This window comes from Halorubrum sp. B53 (genome assembly GCF_059752395.1).
Genome location: NZ_MWTH01000005.1, coordinates 37,417 through 52,730, shown reverse-complemented (window position 1 = coordinate 52,730; position 15,314 = coordinate 37,417). Strand labels below are relative to the sequence as shown.

At 70.7% G+C, this 15,314-nt stretch carries 15 protein-coding genes; 8 read left to right on the top strand and 7 right to left on the bottom strand.

Translation table 11 applies throughout. From position 1 onward, the window contains the following. Positions 1–23: 23 nt before the first annotated feature. Complete coding sequence (locus tag B4V06_RS03730) at positions 24–239, bottom strand: hypothetical protein (protein ID WP_123113547.1); 216 nt, start codon at positions 237–239, stop codon at positions 24–26. Positions 240–463: 224 nt separating this feature from the next. Here B4V06_RS03730 and B4V06_RS03725 point away from each other — a divergent pair, with 224 nt between their 5' ends. Continuing rightward, entirely contained in the window at positions 464–1,714 is a 1,251-nt protein-coding gene (locus tag B4V06_RS03725; protein WP_123113548.1) for a CobW family GTP-binding protein, read from the top strand. Positions 1,715–1,751: 37 nt separating this feature from the next. Here B4V06_RS03725 and B4V06_RS03720 read toward each other — a convergent pair whose 3' ends face one another. Then, entirely contained in the window at positions 1,752–1,991 is a 240-nt protein-coding gene (locus tag B4V06_RS03720; protein WP_123113549.1) for a hypothetical protein, read from the bottom strand. A 93-nt stretch (positions 1,992–2,084) separates the two neighbouring features. Beyond that, positions 2,085–2,411 (bottom strand): hypothetical protein, encoded by a 327-nt coding sequence (locus B4V06_RS03715; protein ID WP_123113550.1) that lies wholly within the window; start codon positions 2,409–2,411, stop codon positions 2,085–2,087. Between the two features lie 58 nt (positions 2,412–2,469). Between B4V06_RS03715 and B4V06_RS03710 the strand changes: the two genes are divergently transcribed. The 4 genes from B4V06_RS03710 (at position 2,470) to thrC (ending at position 5,177) form a co-directional block, all read left to right on the top strand. Continuing rightward, positions 2,470–2,685 (top strand): DUF8107 family protein, encoded by a 216-nt coding sequence (locus B4V06_RS03710; RefSeq protein ID WP_123113551.1) that lies wholly within the window; start codon positions 2,470–2,472, stop codon positions 2,683–2,685. Between the two features lie 77 nt (positions 2,686–2,762). Continuing rightward, positions 2,763–3,437, top strand: a complete 675-nt coding sequence (upp, locus tag B4V06_RS03705; RefSeq protein ID WP_498167543.1) for a uracil phosphoribosyltransferase — start codon at positions 2,763–2,765, stop codon at positions 3,435–3,437. Between the two features lie 101 nt (positions 3,438–3,538). Beyond that, complete coding sequence (locus tag B4V06_RS03700; RefSeq protein ID WP_123113553.1) at positions 3,539–3,754, top strand: DUF7569 family protein; 216 nt, start codon at positions 3,539–3,541, stop codon at positions 3,752–3,754. Between the two features lie 139 nt (positions 3,755–3,893). After that, positions 3,894–5,177, top strand: coding sequence for a threonine synthase (gene thrC / locus B4V06_RS03695; RefSeq protein ID WP_123113554.1), 1,284 nt, complete (start codon positions 3,894–3,896; stop codon positions 5,175–5,177). Positions 5,178–5,226: 49 nt separating this feature from the next. Here the strand turns inward: thrC and serA are convergent, their stop codons facing one another. Beyond that, positions 5,227–6,831, bottom strand: coding sequence for a phosphoglycerate dehydrogenase (serA, locus tag B4V06_RS03690; protein WP_123113555.1), 1,605 nt, complete (start codon positions 6,829–6,831; stop codon positions 5,227–5,229). Between the two features lie 273 nt (positions 6,832–7,104). Between serA and B4V06_RS03685 the strand changes: the two genes are divergently transcribed. Continuing rightward, a complete protein-coding gene (locus B4V06_RS03685) occupies positions 7,105–8,388 on the top strand; it encodes a hemolysin family protein (protein WP_498167537.1) in 1,284 nt (427 codons plus the stop codon). Positions 8,389–8,437: 49 nt separating this feature from the next. Beyond that, positions 8,438–9,268 (top strand): DUF7504 family protein, encoded by an 831-nt coding sequence (locus tag B4V06_RS03680; RefSeq protein WP_498167534.1) that lies wholly within the window; start codon positions 8,438–8,440, stop codon positions 9,266–9,268. Between the two features lie 45 nt (positions 9,269–9,313). Here B4V06_RS03680 and B4V06_RS03675 read toward each other — a convergent pair whose 3' ends face one another. The 3 genes from B4V06_RS03675 to B4V06_RS03665 all read right to left on the bottom strand — a co-directional run bounded on the left by B4V06_RS03675 (position 9,314) and on the right by B4V06_RS03665 (position 13,486). Continuing rightward, positions 9,314–10,618: a HEAT repeat domain-containing protein gene (locus tag B4V06_RS03675; protein WP_498167532.1), complete on the bottom strand. Its 1,305-nt coding sequence runs from the start codon at positions 10,616–10,618 to the stop codon at positions 9,314–9,316. Positions 10,619–10,780: 162 nt separating this feature from the next. Beyond that, complete coding sequence (gene thpR / locus B4V06_RS03670; RefSeq protein ID WP_123113559.1) at positions 10,781–11,356, bottom strand: RNA 2',3'-cyclic phosphodiesterase; 576 nt, start codon at positions 11,354–11,356, stop codon at positions 10,781–10,783. Between the two features lie 354 nt (positions 11,357–11,710). After that, on the bottom strand, positions 11,711–13,486 hold the full coding sequence (locus B4V06_RS03665) for an excinuclease ABC subunit C (protein ID WP_498167529.1): 1,776 nt from the start codon (positions 13,484–13,486) through the stop codon (positions 11,711–11,713). Between the two features lie 147 nt (positions 13,487–13,633). Here B4V06_RS03665 and B4V06_RS03660 point away from each other — a divergent pair, with 147 nt between their 5' ends. Continuing rightward, positions 13,634–15,253, top strand: a complete 1,620-nt coding sequence (locus B4V06_RS03660; RefSeq protein ID WP_498167527.1) for a methyl-accepting chemotaxis protein — start codon at positions 13,634–13,636, stop codon at positions 15,251–15,253. Positions 15,254–15,314 lie beyond the last annotated feature (61 nt).

Here is a 15,314-nt window from a genome sequence, read left to right as displayed (position 1 = left end):
GTCGCTCGGAGGAACCGAGCCGCTCAGGCGGAGTTGCCGTCGGCGGTCAGCTCGGCCTGCGGCGCGTCCGAGTCGCCCGACTCCTCGCCCTCGTCGAGCTCCGGCTGGTCGCTCTGGTCGGGAGACGGCGTGTGTGCGTCCCCGTCGAGCGCGCCCCAGACGAGGTACAGCATCGAGGCGACCATCAGGATGGTCATCGCGATCGCCACGATCCCTACCGCCGATACGTACTGGAACATGGTCTGCGGTGCGCGGGCGCGACGTATCAACGTATCGGCTTCCGGTGAAAGCAACGTATCGGCGTCCGGCGGAAGCAACGTACCGGCGTCCGGCGGAAGCAACGTACCGGCGTCCGGCGGAAGCAACGTACCGGCGTCCGGCGAGAGGGTACGGGGGACCGGCGGCGAGTCCCCTCCGTTCCGCCGTCGCGACGTTGAAGGGGCCCGCACACCGACCGATCGTCATGGACGACGATCGGATTCCGGTGACCGTGCTCTCGGGGAGCCTCGGGGCGGGCAAGACGACGCTGCTGAACCACCTCCTGCGAAACGCCGGCGAGCGCGACATCGCGGTGCTGGTCAACGACATGGGCGACGTCAACGTGGACGCCGAGCTGATCGCCGAGGAGTCCGAGGTCGACGTCGAGGGCGTCACGGAGCTGTCGAACGGCTGTATCTGCTGCGAGCTCCAGGACGACTTGGAGACCGCCGTGGTGCGGCTCGCGAACGAGCGCTCCTTCGACAACCTGGTCGTCGAATCGTCCGGCATCTCCGAGCCGGCGCCGGTCGCGCGGCTGTTCACGACCGAGTCGCGCGCGGCGGCCCGCTACCGGGTCGACGCGCTGGTGACCGTGATCGACACGCGGCGGTTCCTCGACGCCTTCGGCGGCGAGGAGACCCCCGAGCGCCGCGTCGCCGCGGACGACGAGGAGGAGGCCCGCCCGCTCTCCGACCTCCTCGTCGAGCAGGTCGAGGTGTCGAACCTCGTCGTGTGTAACAAGGCCGACCTCTGCACCGACGCGGAGATGGACGAGGCGATCGACCTCGTGGGCGCCCTCCAGCCCGACGCGGAGACGATCGTCGCGGAGTTCTCCGCGGTCGACCCCGACCGGATCCTCGACGTCGGGCTGTTCGACGCGGGCGAACTCGGCGACCTGCCGGGATGGAAGCGGGCGCTGGCGGAGGCCGCCGAAGACCACGCCGATCACGACGGTGAGGGCCACGCCCACGGCGACCACGCGCATCGCCACCCGGACGAGGTGTACGGGATCACCTCCTTCACCTACCGCCGCCGGCGGCCGTTCCATCCGGACCGGATCGCCGCCGTCCTCCGCGATCTGCCTCCCGAGGTCGTCCGCTCGAAGGGGACGCTGTGGGTCGCGGGCACGGACCAGCGCCAGCAGGTCGGGCAGGCCGGCGCGTCGGTCCGGGTCACGGCCCTGGGGCCCTGGATCGCGAGCCTCCCGTCGGTCGAGCGCGACATGCTGCGCTCGAACCGGCCGGAGCTCGACTGGGACGACGAACACGGCGACCGGCTGACGGAGTACGTCGTCATCGGCACGGCTGTCGACGAGTCGGCGATCCGGGAGCGCCTGGACGACGCCCTCGTCACCGACGAGGAGTGGGCGGCGGTCGGAGAGGACGAAAGCGAGATCGACGGGGAGCTCCCCTTCCCGACCGAGCAGGGCGAGGAGCTGGCGCTCCGCGAGCCTTAAAAAGGAGCGTCGACCCGGCGAACTGCGGGCGGCGACCTCAGCAGGCGCAGCCGGTCCCGCTCGCGCGCTCGAACCGCATCGACTCGCCGCAGTCCGGGCATTCGGGCGTCCCGTCGGCGTCGCGGTCGAGCCCCTCCGCGTCGACGTCGACGTCCCGGACCCGCACCCCGCAGTCGTCGCACCAGTACGAGCCCTCAGAGCCGTCGTCGCCGGCGTTGCCGGGCGCGCGCTGTGTCGACCCCTCCATCACGTCCGTTACCGTGTCAAAAATCCCCATGAACGATCATGCGAGTTCCGTCATCTTAGTCTCCCGGTGCTGTGCGAACCGTACGCACAGTCGAAGTGGCGGTAAGTGTCGGAGAGAGCCGGGTCACAGCAGCGGAACGGTCAGCGCGACGATCAGGACGCCGAGCGCCATCCCGGCGTACAGCAGGCGTTCGACCCGCGGCCCCGGCGGGAGCGGGCCGGCGTCGAGCGGCGGGGCACAGCGGACGAGCTGCTGATAGGCGATCGCGGCCGCGACCGCGAACGCCAGCGTCGAGACCGCCAGCGACGTGGAGAGCGCGAGCCCGTACGAGAGGCCGTAGATCGGTCCGAACGAGAGCGCGAACGTGAACGCGATCCCGACGGTGACGAGGAAGGGAACCGGATCCACCCGATCACCGTGACGGTTGTGAACGGGGACCTCGATGCGCATGCCGGCCGTACGAGCCGCACGGACAAGAGCTAAGTGCCGGTCTCCCGCGGGGTTTCGTATGAGCGAGGAGCCGAAGGGGATCCGCGAGGGGGTCGAGGAGTCGAAGGGCGACCCGCGGCTGATCCTCCTGTTGAACGCGGTCCTGTCCGCGTGGTTCGGATGGACCGTCGTCTGGGGGCTCGACCGGCTCGGCGTGACGGCGCTGAACGCGGTGAACGTCGGGGCGCTCGCGCTGATCATCTTCGGGGTGACGTACGTCGCGGTGCTGCGGTGAGTCCGGGGAGCGACGACCCGGGGGCGAGCCGTCGGGGTTCGCCACAATTTAGGCCGGGCGCGGCCACTCTCTCGATAATGACGATCGAAGACCGCGACGACGCGCACCTCATCACGCACGCGCTGGCGAAGGACACCCTCTCGCGGCTCCGGGACGTCGAGACCGAGCAGGTCGCCTTCCGGAAGGGGCTGGTGAAGCTCGGCCGCATCTGCGGCTACGAGATCATCGACGGGGCGATGGAGACGGAGTACGTCCCGGTCGAGACCCCGTTACAGGAGACCACCGGCGAGCGCGTGAAGGGGCTCGACGACGTGGTGATCATCAACGTCCTCCGGGCCGCGACGCCGTTCGTCGAGGGGCTCCTGAAGGCGTTCCCGCGCGCGAAGCAGGGCGTCATCTCCGCCGGCCGCGACGAGGAGGCCGGGATGACCGACGGGGAGTTCCCGATCACCATCGACTACGTGAAGCTCCCCGAGATCGGCCCCGACGACACCGTCATCGTCGCCGACCCGATGCTCGCGACCGGCTCGACGATGTGCGCGGTGCTCGACCACGTCCTCGACGAGGCCGGCGACTTCGAGGACCTGTTCGTCCTCTCGGCGGTCTCCGCGCCCGACGGGCTCGTCCGCGTGAGCGAGCAGGTGCCCGAGGCGGACCTGCTGACGGTCGCCATCGACGACCGGCTCGACGACGACGGATTCATCATCCCCGGGCTCGGCGACGCCGGCGACCGCGCGTTCCGGACGGTCTGAGGCCGTTAGCGCGTCGCCGCCGCCGGTCCGGACCCGCCCGTCTCGTCGAGCGCGCCAGTCCGCCGACGTACTTTTAAGAGCCGTCCCCGCGACCGATCGGTATGAGCGACGCGCCGACGACCGATCCCTGCGACGCCTGCGGCGAGCCGACGACGGATGCGCTCGCACGGACCGTCCGGCTGAGCGTCGATCGGGCGAACATCGACACCCAGCGGCTCTGTCCCGACTGCTTCGCCGACTGGATCGAGCGCTATCAGAACCGGCTCGGCTCCGGCCCCGACGAGTCCGACGGGAGCTCCGAGATCATCGTCGACTGAGGACGCCCGAGTCGGTCGGTCCTATCACACTTCATCCCGACGCCGTCCCCGCCCCGAACCGGTTCGCCCCGGAGCGGGCAAACGGCAACGTCCGTCCGGACCGCCCGTCTTAAGCCGCGGCGGAACGGACGACGACGTAATGGATCTCGCCATCGACGCCCCGGCCCCGGCGGCGCCCGACTGCGCCGACGACGGGACGTGGCTCGCCTGCATCGAGTGCGACGAGACGTTCGCCCCCTTCGAGGACGTCCGGTACACCTGCGACGAGTGCGACGGCCTACTGGAGGTGCGCTACGCCGACCCGCCGACGTTCGACGAGTTCGGCTCGGGCGCGTCCTCCGACGGCCCCGACCGCGGCGTCTGGCGCTACCGCGAGGCGCTCCCCTTCGATCTGGGCGTCACGCTCCCTGAGGGCGACACTCCGCTCCACCGCGTCCCGCGGATCGAGGAGGCGGTCGGCGTCGACACGCTCCGAGTCAAACACGAGGGGATGAACCCCACCGGCTCGTTCAAGGACCGCGGGATGACCGTCGGCGTCCGGGTCGCCAAGGAGCTTGGCGTCGGCGCGCTCGCGTGCGCCTCCACCGGGAACACCTCGGCCGCGCTCGCCGCCTACGGCGGGCGCGGCGACATGCAGACGCTCGTGCTCCTCCCCGCGGGGAAGGTCGCGGCGGGGAAGGTCGCGCAGGCGAGCCTCCACGGCGCCCGCATCCTGGAGGTCGACGGCAACTTCGACGCCTGTCTCGACATCGTCCAGGAGCTGGCCGCCCGCGGCGAGGCGTACCTGCTCAACTCGCTGAACCCGTTCCGCCTGGAGGGCCAGAAGACGATCGGCTTCGAGATCTTAGAGGAGTTCTACGCCGACTACGGGGTCTTCCCGGACCGGATCGTCCTCCCCGTCGGCAACGCCGGCAACACCTCCGCGCTTTATAAGGCGTTCCGCGAGCTCGTCCAGGCGGGTGCGCTCGACGTCGACGAGGTCCCCAAGCTGACCGGCGTGCAGGCCGATGGCGCCGCGCCGATGGTCGAGGCGATCGAGGCGGGGAACGACGAGATCCGGCGGTGGGAGGAGGTCGAGACGCGCGCGACCGCGATCCGCATCGGCAACCCGGTCAACGCGCCGAAGGCGATCCCCGGGATCCGCAACACCGGCGGCACTGCCGTCGCCGTCAGCGACGACGAGATCACCGCCGCGCAGCGCCACCTCGCCGCCGAGGGCGTCGGCGTCGAGCCCGCCTCCGCGGCGAGCCTCGCGGGGCTCAAGAAGCTCCGGCGCTCCGGCGTCGTCGACGACGACGAGCGCGTGGTCTGTCTGACGACGGGGCACCTCCTGAAGGACCCCGAGGCCGCTTACGAGGCCGGCGGCGACCCCGAGCCCGTGCCGAACGACGTGGACGCGGTGCTCGACCACCTGCACGGGTAGAACGCCGCGAAACCGATTTTTGGGTTTGAAAAGAAGTCGAACCGAGCCGCTACTCCGCCTGTCGCTCGTCGGCCTCGTCGAGCGTGATCTCGGTGACCTCGACGATCCGGTCGTCGTCGAGCAGCGCCTCGATCGCGGCGTCGGGGACGTCGTGGTCGAGGTTGTAGACGGTGAGCGCCTCGCCGCCCTGCGTCTCGCGGGCGTTGTACATCCCGGCGATGTTGACGTCGTGGTCGCCGAGCACGGTGCCGATGAGCCCGATGACGCCGGGTTCGTCCGTGTTGCGCGCGACCAGCATGTTGCCGTACGGGACCGCGTCGACGCGGAAGCCGTCGATCCGGACGATGCGCGGGTCCTCGCCGGCGAACAGGGTCCCCTCGACGGCGATGGAGTCCTCGCCGTTATGGACGGTGACGCGCACGAGGCTCTGGAAGTCCTCCGTCTGGCGGGTCTTCGACTCGGTCACGTCGATGCCGCGCTCCTCGGCGAGCCGCGGCGCGTTCACCGCGTTCACCTGCCACTCGAGCGGCTCGAAGACGCCCTTCAGCGCGCTCGCGGTGACGAGCTCGACGTCCTCGTCGGCGATGTCGCCCTCGTAGGCCGTCTCCACGCTCGTGATCCGCCCGTCGAGCAGCTGCGCGGCGACCTTCCCGGCGGTCTCCGCGACGGCGATGTACGGCTTGATCCGCGGGAACGCGGTCTCGTCGACCGAGGGCGCGTTGAGCGCCGTCAGAACGGGCTCGTCGTCGAACGCCGAGAGCACGGCCTCCGCGGTGTCGACCGCGACGTTTTCCTGTGCCGCCTCGGTCGAGGCGCCGAGGTGCGGCGTTAAGACGATCTCCTCGACGTCGAGCAGCGGCGAGTCCTCGGGGAGCGGCTCCTCGGCGAAGGAGTCGAGCGCGGCGCCCGCGAGGACGCCGTCGTCGACCGCCTCGGCGAGCGCGGCCTCGTCGACGATGCCGCCGCGGGCGCAGTTGATGAGGTAGCCTCCCTCCAGCTGGGCCAGCTCGTCCTCGCCGATCATCCCCTCGGTCTCGGGGAGGAGCGGGGTGTGGACCGTCGCGAAGTCGCCGCGCGCGAGCGCCTCGTGGAGGTCCTCCACGAGTTCGGCGCCGAGCCGGTCGGCGCGCTCCTCGGAGATGTACGGGTCGTAGACGACCAGGTCCATCCCGAGCGAGTCGAGCCGCTTGGCGACCTCCTGCCCGACGCGGCCGAGCCCGACGATGGTGAGCGTCTTGTTGTTCACCTCGGTGCCGAGGAACTCGCCTTTGGCCCACTCGCCGCCGATGAGGCGGCCGTGCGCCTGCGGGATCGAGCGGGCGACGGCGAACGTCATCGCGACCGTGTGCTCGGCGGCGGCCCGGACGTTCCCCTCGGGCGCGTTGGCGACGATGACCCCGTTGTCAGTCGCGGCCTCGATGTCGATGTTGTCGACGCCGATACCGGCGCGACCGACGATGACGAGCTCGGGGGCGGCCTCGAAGACGGCCTCGGTGACCTCCGTCCCGGAGCGGACGATGAGCGCGTTGGCGTCGCTCACGGCGTCGAGGAGGGCCTCCCCCTCGACGTCGTAGTCCGTTTCGACCTCGTGGCCGGCGTCTCGGAGTCGGTCCAACCCCGCGTCCGCGATGGGGTCGGTCACGAGTACCTTCATACCCGTATCCTCCGGCGGGGCGAGGTTAACGCTTTCCGAATCGCGCCGTTTTGCCGGGCGATATGATCCTTGATCGTGCGTATGCACCCCCTTCGTTTCCGGTGGAAACACCTCGTTCGTGTCTACCCGGATCGCGGTCGCGGAGCGCCCCCCTCCGCTCGCCTCGGGGCGCCGGCCGCTGGTCGTCCGGGCGCCGAGAGTGCTCGTCCAGCGGCCCCGAGCGCGCTCGGCCCGCGGCGGTACTGCCTTTTATATCGGGGCGCACGTGCCCACATGGACATCACGATCGCGTTCGTCGGCGTGGCCGCCATCCTCGTGTTGACGGGGATCAGCGCCTTCTTTTCCAGCTCGGAGCTGGCGGTCTTCTCGGTCCCGACGCACCGGATCGACTCGCTGCTCGCGGCCGACGTCCCCGGCGCGCGGGCGCTCTCGGCGCTTCGAGAGGACTCGCACCGCTTCCTCGTCACGGCGCTCGTGAGCAACAACGTCGCCAACATCGCGGCCGCCTCGGTCGCGACCGCGGTGTTCGTCCGGTTCGGCTTCTCCGGGAGCCAGGCCGCGACCGGGTCGACGATCGTCACCTCGGTCTTCGTCATCGTCTTCGGCGAGATCGCGCCGAAGTCGTACGCGGTTGCGAACGCCGAGAGGCACGCGCTCCGCGTCTCGCGGCCGGTCGTCGGGATCCAGCGCGTCATCCGCCCGGTGCTGTACGTCTTCGAGGCGCTCTCCGGCGTCGTCAACCGCTTCACGGGCGGCGAGTCCGCCATCGAGTCGTACCTCACCCGCGAGGAGATCGCGACGCTCGTGCTCTCGGGAGAGGCCGCGGGCGCGATCGACGCCGACGAGGGGGCGATGATCCGCGGCGTGCTCGACTTCGGGTCGACCCGCGTCTCCGCGGTGATGGTCCCCCGGACAGACATGGTGGCGGTCCCAGACACCGCGACCCCGGCCGACGTCCTCTCGACCGCCGGGAGCGAGGGCGTCACGCGGATGCCCGTCTACGGCGAGAACCGCGACGACATCGTCGGGACCGTCGACGTGCGCGACGCCATCGGCGCCCACGAGCGGGGCGAGCCCCTGGCGAGCGCCCTCCACGAGCCGACGTTCGTGCCGGAGACCCAGCCCGTCGACGAGCTGTTCGACGAGCTGCGGTCGAGCGGGCAACGACTGTCGGTCGTCGTCGACGAGTTCGGCGCGGTCGTCGGGATCGTCACGCTGGAGGACGTCGTCGAGGAGGTCGTCGGCGAGCTGGTGGGGCGGTGGGAGACCGACCACGTCGACGTGGTGGCGCCCGACGCCGCGGTCGTCCGCGGGTGGACCACCGTCGCGCACCTCAACGAGACGCTCGGGCTGGAGCTCCCGATCGACGGGGGCGTCGAGACGGTGGCGGGGCTGATCACCCGGCGCGTCGGGCGGATCGCGGCCGAGGGCGACCGAGTCGAGATCGGCGAGGTGACGCTCACCGTCACGGGCGCGACCCCGACGCGGGTGACGCGGGTCCGGGTCGAGCATCCCGGTCCCGACGACGGGTCGACTGACAGCGACGGTCGCCTGTAACACAACATACATATCCCCCGATAGGCAGGTGATACACACGCTTCCGATAATGATGACTCGATGGGGGTGCGGTCGGTGCGGGTTCGTCGCGTGGACCGCGGACCGCTCCGAGATGCGCGACGTCGTCGGTTCGCACCTCCTCGCGCACGCGCCGGACGCCGTCTCCCGGTCGGACTTCCGGACGAGCTGGGACTGTCCGTACTGCTCGACCGAGAAGACGGGCTACGACGGTGACAGCGTCGTGGAGGGGTTCAAGACCCACCTCTACGAGCACGCCGCGGACGGGGTCGTCGACGGCGTCCACGTCGCGGACCGCTTCTCGTGGGACGGCACCGTCCACGTCGCCGCGCCGGTCGACGGTCCGGGCGCCGACGCGCTCCGAGTGCATTTCCACGACCACGCGGACTTGGTGATCGCGGTCACCGCCGACCCGGACCGATTCGTTCGCCTGCTCGACGCGGAACTCGGCGCTTGGCCCGGTCGGACCGTCGTCGTCAGCAGCGAACCGTACTCGTTCGAGACCGACGCGCCCGACGGTCCCGACGACGGGTCCGTCGAGATCGTCGAGATCGATCCTCGACTCGGCGCGGAGGAGCTCGGTGAGACGGTGTCGCGGATCATCGACGCCAACCACGCCGCCGGCGACACGCTCTCGGTCGAGGTGAGCGTGTTCCGTGAGATCGTTCGGTCGTTCGACGTGCAGACGGCCTGCTCGTTCATCAGGATGCTCTCCGCCCGATTGGACGACACCGGCGGCGCCCTCCAGCTGTACTCCGACGCCGACGCGGACGCGAACGTCTCGACCGTGCTGAACTTCCTCGACGACGAGATCGACCTGCGTCTGGCGGCCGAAGACGAGCGGTTCGTCCGGACGACGTAGCCCGACGTCTCGTTCGTCCGGGAGTCCGCGTCCCGTCGTACCGAGTCACTCCCGGTGTTTCTCCGTGTAGTCCGCCGGCCACCTGACGTAGACGTACTCCAGAGCCCGGTCGGTCACGCGGTCGGCCGTCCGGCGCTTACGACGGCGGAGCACCCGCCGCGCTCGCTCGCTCGCGTCCTCGGCCGTTCCCGGGTCCTCCGCCAGCGCCCTCAGCTGCCGTTCGAGATCCGGGGACTCGACGCGCCGGAGATACGCGGCGGCGAGGTCGGCGACGAGGTCGTCGGCGTGACCGAGCGCGTCCAGCAGCCACTCGATGACGGCCGGGTCGCCGGTCGCCGTCCCGAGCTCGCCGAGCAGCCACGCCGCGTGACACCGCGCCTCGTCGGTGGCGTGGCCCCCGCGGTCGCCGGAGACGACTCCGTGGAGCAGTCGACCGATCGGTCGGTCCTCGGGGTCGTCCGCGCCGCCGGTCCCGTCGTGCGGGCCGCGCGTCCCGTCGGCTCCGGTCGTCTCCTCCCTTTCGTCCCCTGACGGCCGGTCGGAGACGACCCGCTCGCGGACGTCGCGTCCCCGGACCGACTCCCCCTCCGCAAGGAGCCTGACCAGCGACACGGTCGCCGCGTACCGGACTTCGGGAGACGCGTCGGCCGTCGCCCGGAGGAGCACCGCTGCCGACTCGGGGCGGTCCAGCCCGTACAGCCGCGTGACGACGGTCCGGCGGAGCCGTTCGCTCCCCGCGTCCGCGGCGGCCGAGAGGAGCGTCACCGCCTCCGACGTGCCGATCGTCACCAGCGCGTCGACCGCGGCGCGACACACGAGCGCGTTCCGCGTTCCCAGCAGCGGTCTGATCGGAGCGACCGCGTCACCGCCGAGCTCGGCGTACGCACGTACCGACCGGGCCCGCACCCGGGCGTCGCCGTCGCCGAACGCTTCGCGGAGCCGATCCGTCGCGTCCGGCGAGCCCGTCGCGCCCAGCCCGGTCGCCCCGACCATCCGATAGGCGGCGTGGTCGCTCGTCAGCCATCGGGCGAACACGGTCTCTGGACCGGCGGCGGCGTCGCGCCGTCGGACCGCGGCCGCGACCCGAGAGACGAGCTCGTCGACGTATCGGTCGCCGTGGAAGTACAGCGCGTCGATGGCTTCCGCACGAACGGCGGCGTCCTCGTCGGTGAGTACGACCCGCAACAGCCGGTCGGCGATCTGACGCTCGTCAGCGACCATCGAACTCGACGGGGTCCCGAGCGCCTCGACGCCCTCCAGGCGGGTCGCCGCGTCGTTGCCCTCGTCGAGTAGCGCGAACGCCCGGGGACGCGTATCGTCGGCCCGGTTCGAACGCGAGTCGTGCTCCATCTGTCCCCGACTTGTCGGCGCCGCGATTAAACGTACTCCCGTAAGTATCAGCGACGAGAATATCGGCGAGACAGCGTTCCGGTCCCTCGACTCGTCGATATCGGCACCGGAGCTCGTCTCGCCCTCCACCGCGATCGGGCGCCTCCTACACCCACCGGTTTCTCAGAGCTCGATCGACGCGACGGTCTCGTACACCGGGCCGTCGTCCGTCAGCGTCGACGAGACGAGGCGGACCTCCTCGGCCTCGAACCGGCCGATCTCGGGATCGCGGTTTTGGACGACGTCCCGCACCAATCCCTTCCCGCGGGCGTCGTTCATCCGGGCGAGCGTGACGTGCGGGGTGAACGCGTGCTCCTCCGGGTCGACGCCGAGCGCGGTCGTCTCGGTCTCGATGGCCTCGTGGAGCGCGGTGAGTCCGGCGCTCCCCTCGTCGATTCCGGCCCAGACGACCGAGACGTAGTCGAGGCTCGGAAAGACGCCGAACCCCGCGATCGCGCACTCGAAGGGGTCGACGTCGGCGTCCGCGACCGCGAGCTCGCCGGCCGCGATCACGTCGTCGAGGGAGGGCGCGGAGTCGTCGGTGTCCGATTCGTCGACCTCGCCGAGGAACTTCAGCGTCACGTGCGCCTGCTCGGGATCGACGAAGCGGAGGCCCTCGGCGCCCTCGAACGCGGCCTGAGCGTCCGCGATCGGGTTCGCGAGATCGTCCGGGAGGTCGACGGCGAAGAACGCTCGCATGACGAAGGGGAATTTGGTGGAGAGCGGTTATAAATCGTTGATGGTGTGAAGGGTATCCGCGAAGCCCCAGCCGCTCGCTTATAAATGGTTGCTGCTGGATCGACAGTGGTAACCTCCAAAGCCCCAGCCGCGAGGACTCGCGCGCTTTGCTGTCGTTCGAGACGCCTTCGGCGTCTCGTGATGACGAGAGAGCGAAGCTCTCTCGAACCACGCTCCTCGGTCGCTCACTTCGTTCGCTCCCTGTGGTGCTTGCTGCAGCGTGCTTCGCCCTCGCGGCAGCGAGGCGCGAAGCGCCTCTGGCAGCGCGCCACCGCACCAGTTGTATATAACTAATTACTTGGCTATCCAGGCTATTTATAAACGCTCGCGGAGCGTCTCGGCGGTCGCGTCGCCGACGCCGTCGACGTCGGTGAGATCCTCGCGGGAGGCGTCCCGGACGTTCTCGACCGACCCGAAGCGGCGCAGGAGGCGGCGCCGGGTCTCGGGGCCGACCCCGGGCACGTCGTCGAGGACCGTCGCGACCTCGTCGCGGACGGTCTGGTGGTAGGAGACGGCGAAGCGGTGCGCCTCGTCGCGCACGCGCTGGAGCAGGTGGAGCTCGGGGGCGTCGTCGTCCCACCGGCGAGTCCCGGTCGGGGTGACGACCAGCTCCTCGGCCTTCGCCAGGGCGACGACGGGCACGTCCCACCCGGTCTCGGCGAGCGCGTCGCGGGCGGCACCGAGCTGGCCCTCGCCCCCGTCGATGAGCAGGAGGTCGGCGTCAGGGCGGTCGTCCCGGCCCTCGACCCCGCGCTCGGCGCGCCACCGGATCAGCTCCCGCATGTTGGCGTAGTCGTCGTTGCGGTCGGTGAGCTTCTTCCGGCGGTAGTCGGCCGTCTCCGCGCTCCCGTCGACGAAGCAGACGTCGGAGCCGACCACCGCGGTCCCCTGCGCGTGGCTCACGTCGAACCCCTCGATGCGAGCGGGGCGGGAGATTCCGAGCCGCTCGCCGAGCGCGCCGACGGGGTCGTCGCGGCCGCCGCGCTTGCGGGCGTTCTTCAGCGCGAGCTCGACGAGCTTCGCCTCGCGGCCCGCGCCGGGCACCCGCACCGCGACGCCCTCGGCCTCCAGCCAGTCGACTACGTCCGGGTCGGCGGGGCGCTCCGCCAGGAGGACGGCGTCCGGGAACTCCCGCTCGGCGTAGTACTGGGTGAGGAACGCCGACAGCACCGCGGCTGGGGTGTTGGCGTCGGGATCGGTACCCTCGTCGCCGTCAGACGATTCATCGCCTACCGCCGCCGCGTCCAGCCGGTGGCGGCTCCGGTCGACAAGCTGGCCGCGCTCGCTGTGGAGCCGGGCGACGCGGGCGACGTCGCCCTCGACGGCGGCCGCGAGCACGTCGACGGTGCGGTCGTCGGACCGGTCGCTGACGGCCTCGCCGCCCTCGCCGTGGAACGCCTCGACGGCTTCGAGCCGGTCCCGGAGGTTGGCGGCGCGCTCGAACTCCGCGCCCTCGGCGGCGGCCTCCATCCGGCGGCGCAGCGGGTCGGCGAGGACCCCCGTCTCGCCCTCCAGGAACCGGTGGACAGAGGCCACGTCCTCGGCGTAACTCTCCGGGTCGATCTCGCCGGTGCAAGGGGCCGAGCAGATCCCCATCTCGTAGTCGAGGCAGGGCCGGTCGCGGTTCGCGTACTTGTGGTCCGAGCAGCCGCGGAGCCGGTACTCGTCGCGGATCGCCTTCACCACCGTCTCGACGCGGCCCTTGTCGGTGAACGGGCCGTACGCCACCGCGCCCTCCTCCGGGTCGCGGGTCACCTCGATCCGCGGGATCGGGTGGTCGGTCAAGGCGATCAGCGGGTACGACTTGTCGTCCTTCAGCCGCACGTTGAATCTGGGCTGGAGCCGCTTGATCAGGTTCGCCTCCAAGAGCAAAGCCTGCGTCTCGGTGTCGGTGACCGCGAACTCGATCCGGTCGGCGCGCGCGACCATCCCCCGGATACGCCCCGAGCGCGGGTCGGCGTACGACCGGACCCGGTCCCGGAGGTCGACCGCCTTGCCGACGTACAGCGTGGTCTCCCCCGCCCGGAACTGGTAGACGCCGGGCTCGGTCGGGAGGTCCGCGGCCCGCTCGCGCACGGCGTCGGCGTCCATCGGATCGGGGTAGCCGCCGAACGCGTTTGAACGCTGCGGGCCGGGGATCGCGGAGCCGGTCCTGTCAGTCGTCGAACCCGTTGATTATCATAGTTGAATAACAGAGGGAACAGTTTATTCGGGTGCTTTGGAGAGAGCGACGTAGACATGACGGGACTTCGAGGGCTGCTCCGGGGCGTGCTCGGACGGGATCGGAACTCGCGGTCGGTCCCTGACGGGGGCGTCGTCGTCGACGAATCAGACGCCGGTTCGGGCGCGGCCGGCGCGTCGGGGCCGGCGGTCGGAGCGGAGGGCGAAGCGCACAAGGTGACCGACGAGGACGGCGTCGCCCGCGCCGAGACGCTGGCCGCGGCGGGGTTCCGACAGGCGTTCGACGCGACGAGCGTTCCGACGTTCATCCTCGACGCGGACGGTAACGTCGCCGAGTGGAACGAGTCGATCGTCGCGCTCACCGGGAGCGAGCGCGAGGACGCGATCGGCCACGACCACGTCTCGGAGCTGTTCTACCCCGACGGCCGCCGGGCGGACACCCTCGCCGACAAGGTGCTCGACGCGCCCGAGGACGCCGACGAGGTGTACGGCGTCGAGCGCTGCGGCTCGGCCCGGAACCGCTACCGCGACACCAGCACGATGGTCGACCGGCACGGCGACGAGAAGCACATCGAGTTCACGGCGACGCCGCTGTACGACGGCGACGAGGTCATCGGCGTCACCGAGGTCGTCGTCGACCGCACGGAGAACGTCAACGAGCGCGACGCGACGCGGGAGCTGGTCGCGGAGATCCGCGGCACGGCCGAGGAGATCGGCGAGGGGAACCTCGACGCCCGCGCCGTCCGCCACGAGGAGTGCGAGATCTTAGACGAGGAGCTGCTGGCCGCCATCGACGTCGTCAACGGAATGGCCGAGAACCTCCAGGACCTCTCGGAGAGCGTCCACGAGCAGGCGCGGCAGATCGACGAGACGGTCCAGGAGGCGAGCGGGGCCGCCGCCGACATCGCCGAGAACGTCGACGAGCAAAACGAGCTGTTAGAGGAGAGCGTCTCCGAGATGCAGTCCTTCTCGGCCGGCATGGAGGAGGTCGCCGCCACGGCCGATCAGGTCGACTCCGCGGCGGTCGCGGCCAGCGAGGCGGCCGATCAGGGGCTCGACGCCAGCGAGGACGCCCGCGAGGCGACCGAGGACGTCGTCGAGATCGGCGACGAGCTCGTCGAGAGCGTCGGCGCGCTCTCGGAGCGCATGGACGACATCGAGGAGGTGATCGAGGTGATCTCCGACGTCGCCGAGCAGACGAACCTGCTCGCGCTGAACGCCAACATCGAGGCCGCCCGCGCCGGCGAGGGCGGAGACGGGTTCGCCGTCGTCGCCGAGGAGGTGAAGAAGCTCGCCGACGAGACCCGCGGCTACACCGAGGAGATCACGCAGAGCCTGGCCGAGCTCCAGGCGCAGTCGGACGAGACGAGCACCGCCGTCGAGCGCTCGCACGACCGCATCGAGGACGCCGGGGCCGAGATCGAGACGGTGCTGGACTCCTTAGCGGAGATCGCCGACGCGGTCGACGAGGCGGCGGCGGGGGTCGCCGAGGTCGCCCGGACGACGGACGACCAGGCCGCGACCGTCGAGGAGCTCACGTCGTCGCTGGAAGCGGTCCGGGAGCGCTCCGACCGCACCGAGGAGGCGACCGACCGCATCGTCGAGGCGACCGACGACCAGGAGATCGCCGTCGACGAGCTGATCACCCGCGTCGAGCGGCTGGACGCGAGGCAGTAGGTGGCCGCAAGGCGGCCGCCGAGGCGCGCGTTCTCCCCGCCGCCGAACGTTTAACCTCGCC

What these genes read in the sequence shown, in the direction of transcription:
- B4V06_RS03730 (WP_123113547.1), bottom strand. Translation starts at nt 239, where the DNA reads ATGTTCCAGTACGTATCGGCGGTAGGGATCGTGGCGATCGCGATGACC.
- B4V06_RS03725 (WP_123113548.1), top strand. Translation starts at nt 464, where the DNA reads ATGGACGACGATCGGATTCCGGTGACCGTGCTCTCGGGGAGCCTCGGG.
- B4V06_RS03720 (WP_123113549.1), bottom strand. Translation starts at nt 1,991, where the DNA reads ATGGGGATTTTTGACACGGTAACGGACGTGATGGAGGGGTCGACACAG.
- B4V06_RS03715 (WP_123113550.1), bottom strand. Translation starts at nt 2,411, where the DNA reads ATGCGCATCGAGGTCCCCGTTCACAACCGTCACGGTGATCGGGTGGAT.
- B4V06_RS03710 (WP_123113551.1), top strand. Translation starts at nt 2,470, where the DNA reads ATGAGCGAGGAGCCGAAGGGGATCCGCGAGGGGGTCGAGGAGTCGAAG.
- upp (WP_498167543.1), top strand. Translation starts at nt 2,763, where the DNA reads ATGACGATCGAAGACCGCGACGACGCGCACCTCATCACGCACGCGCTG.
- B4V06_RS03700 (WP_123113553.1), top strand. Translation starts at nt 3,539, where the DNA reads ATGAGCGACGCGCCGACGACCGATCCCTGCGACGCCTGCGGCGAGCCG.
- thrC (WP_123113554.1), top strand. Translation starts at nt 3,894, where the DNA reads ATGGATCTCGCCATCGACGCCCCGGCCCCGGCGGCGCCCGACTGCGCC.
- serA (WP_123113555.1), bottom strand. Translation starts at nt 6,831, where the DNA reads ATGAAGGTACTCGTGACCGACCCCATCGCGGACGCGGGGTTGGACCGA.
- B4V06_RS03685 (WP_498167537.1), top strand. Translation starts at nt 7,105, where the DNA reads ATGGACATCACGATCGCGTTCGTCGGCGTGGCCGCCATCCTCGTGTTG.
- B4V06_RS03680 (WP_498167534.1), top strand. Translation starts at nt 8,438, where the DNA reads ATGATGACTCGATGGGGGTGCGGTCGGTGCGGGTTCGTCGCGTGGACC.
- B4V06_RS03675 (WP_498167532.1), bottom strand. Translation starts at nt 10,618, where the DNA reads ATGGAGCACGACTCGCGTTCGAACCGGGCCGACGATACGCGTCCCCGG.
- thpR (WP_123113559.1), bottom strand. Translation starts at nt 11,356, where the DNA reads ATGCGAGCGTTCTTCGCCGTCGACCTCCCGGACGATCTCGCGAACCCG.
- B4V06_RS03665 (WP_498167529.1), bottom strand. Translation starts at nt 13,486, where the DNA reads ATGGACGCCGACGCCGTGCGCGAGCGGGCCGCGGACCTCCCGACCGAG.
- B4V06_RS03660 (WP_498167527.1), top strand. Translation starts at nt 13,634, where the DNA reads ATGACGGGACTTCGAGGGCTGCTCCGGGGCGTGCTCGGACGGGATCGG.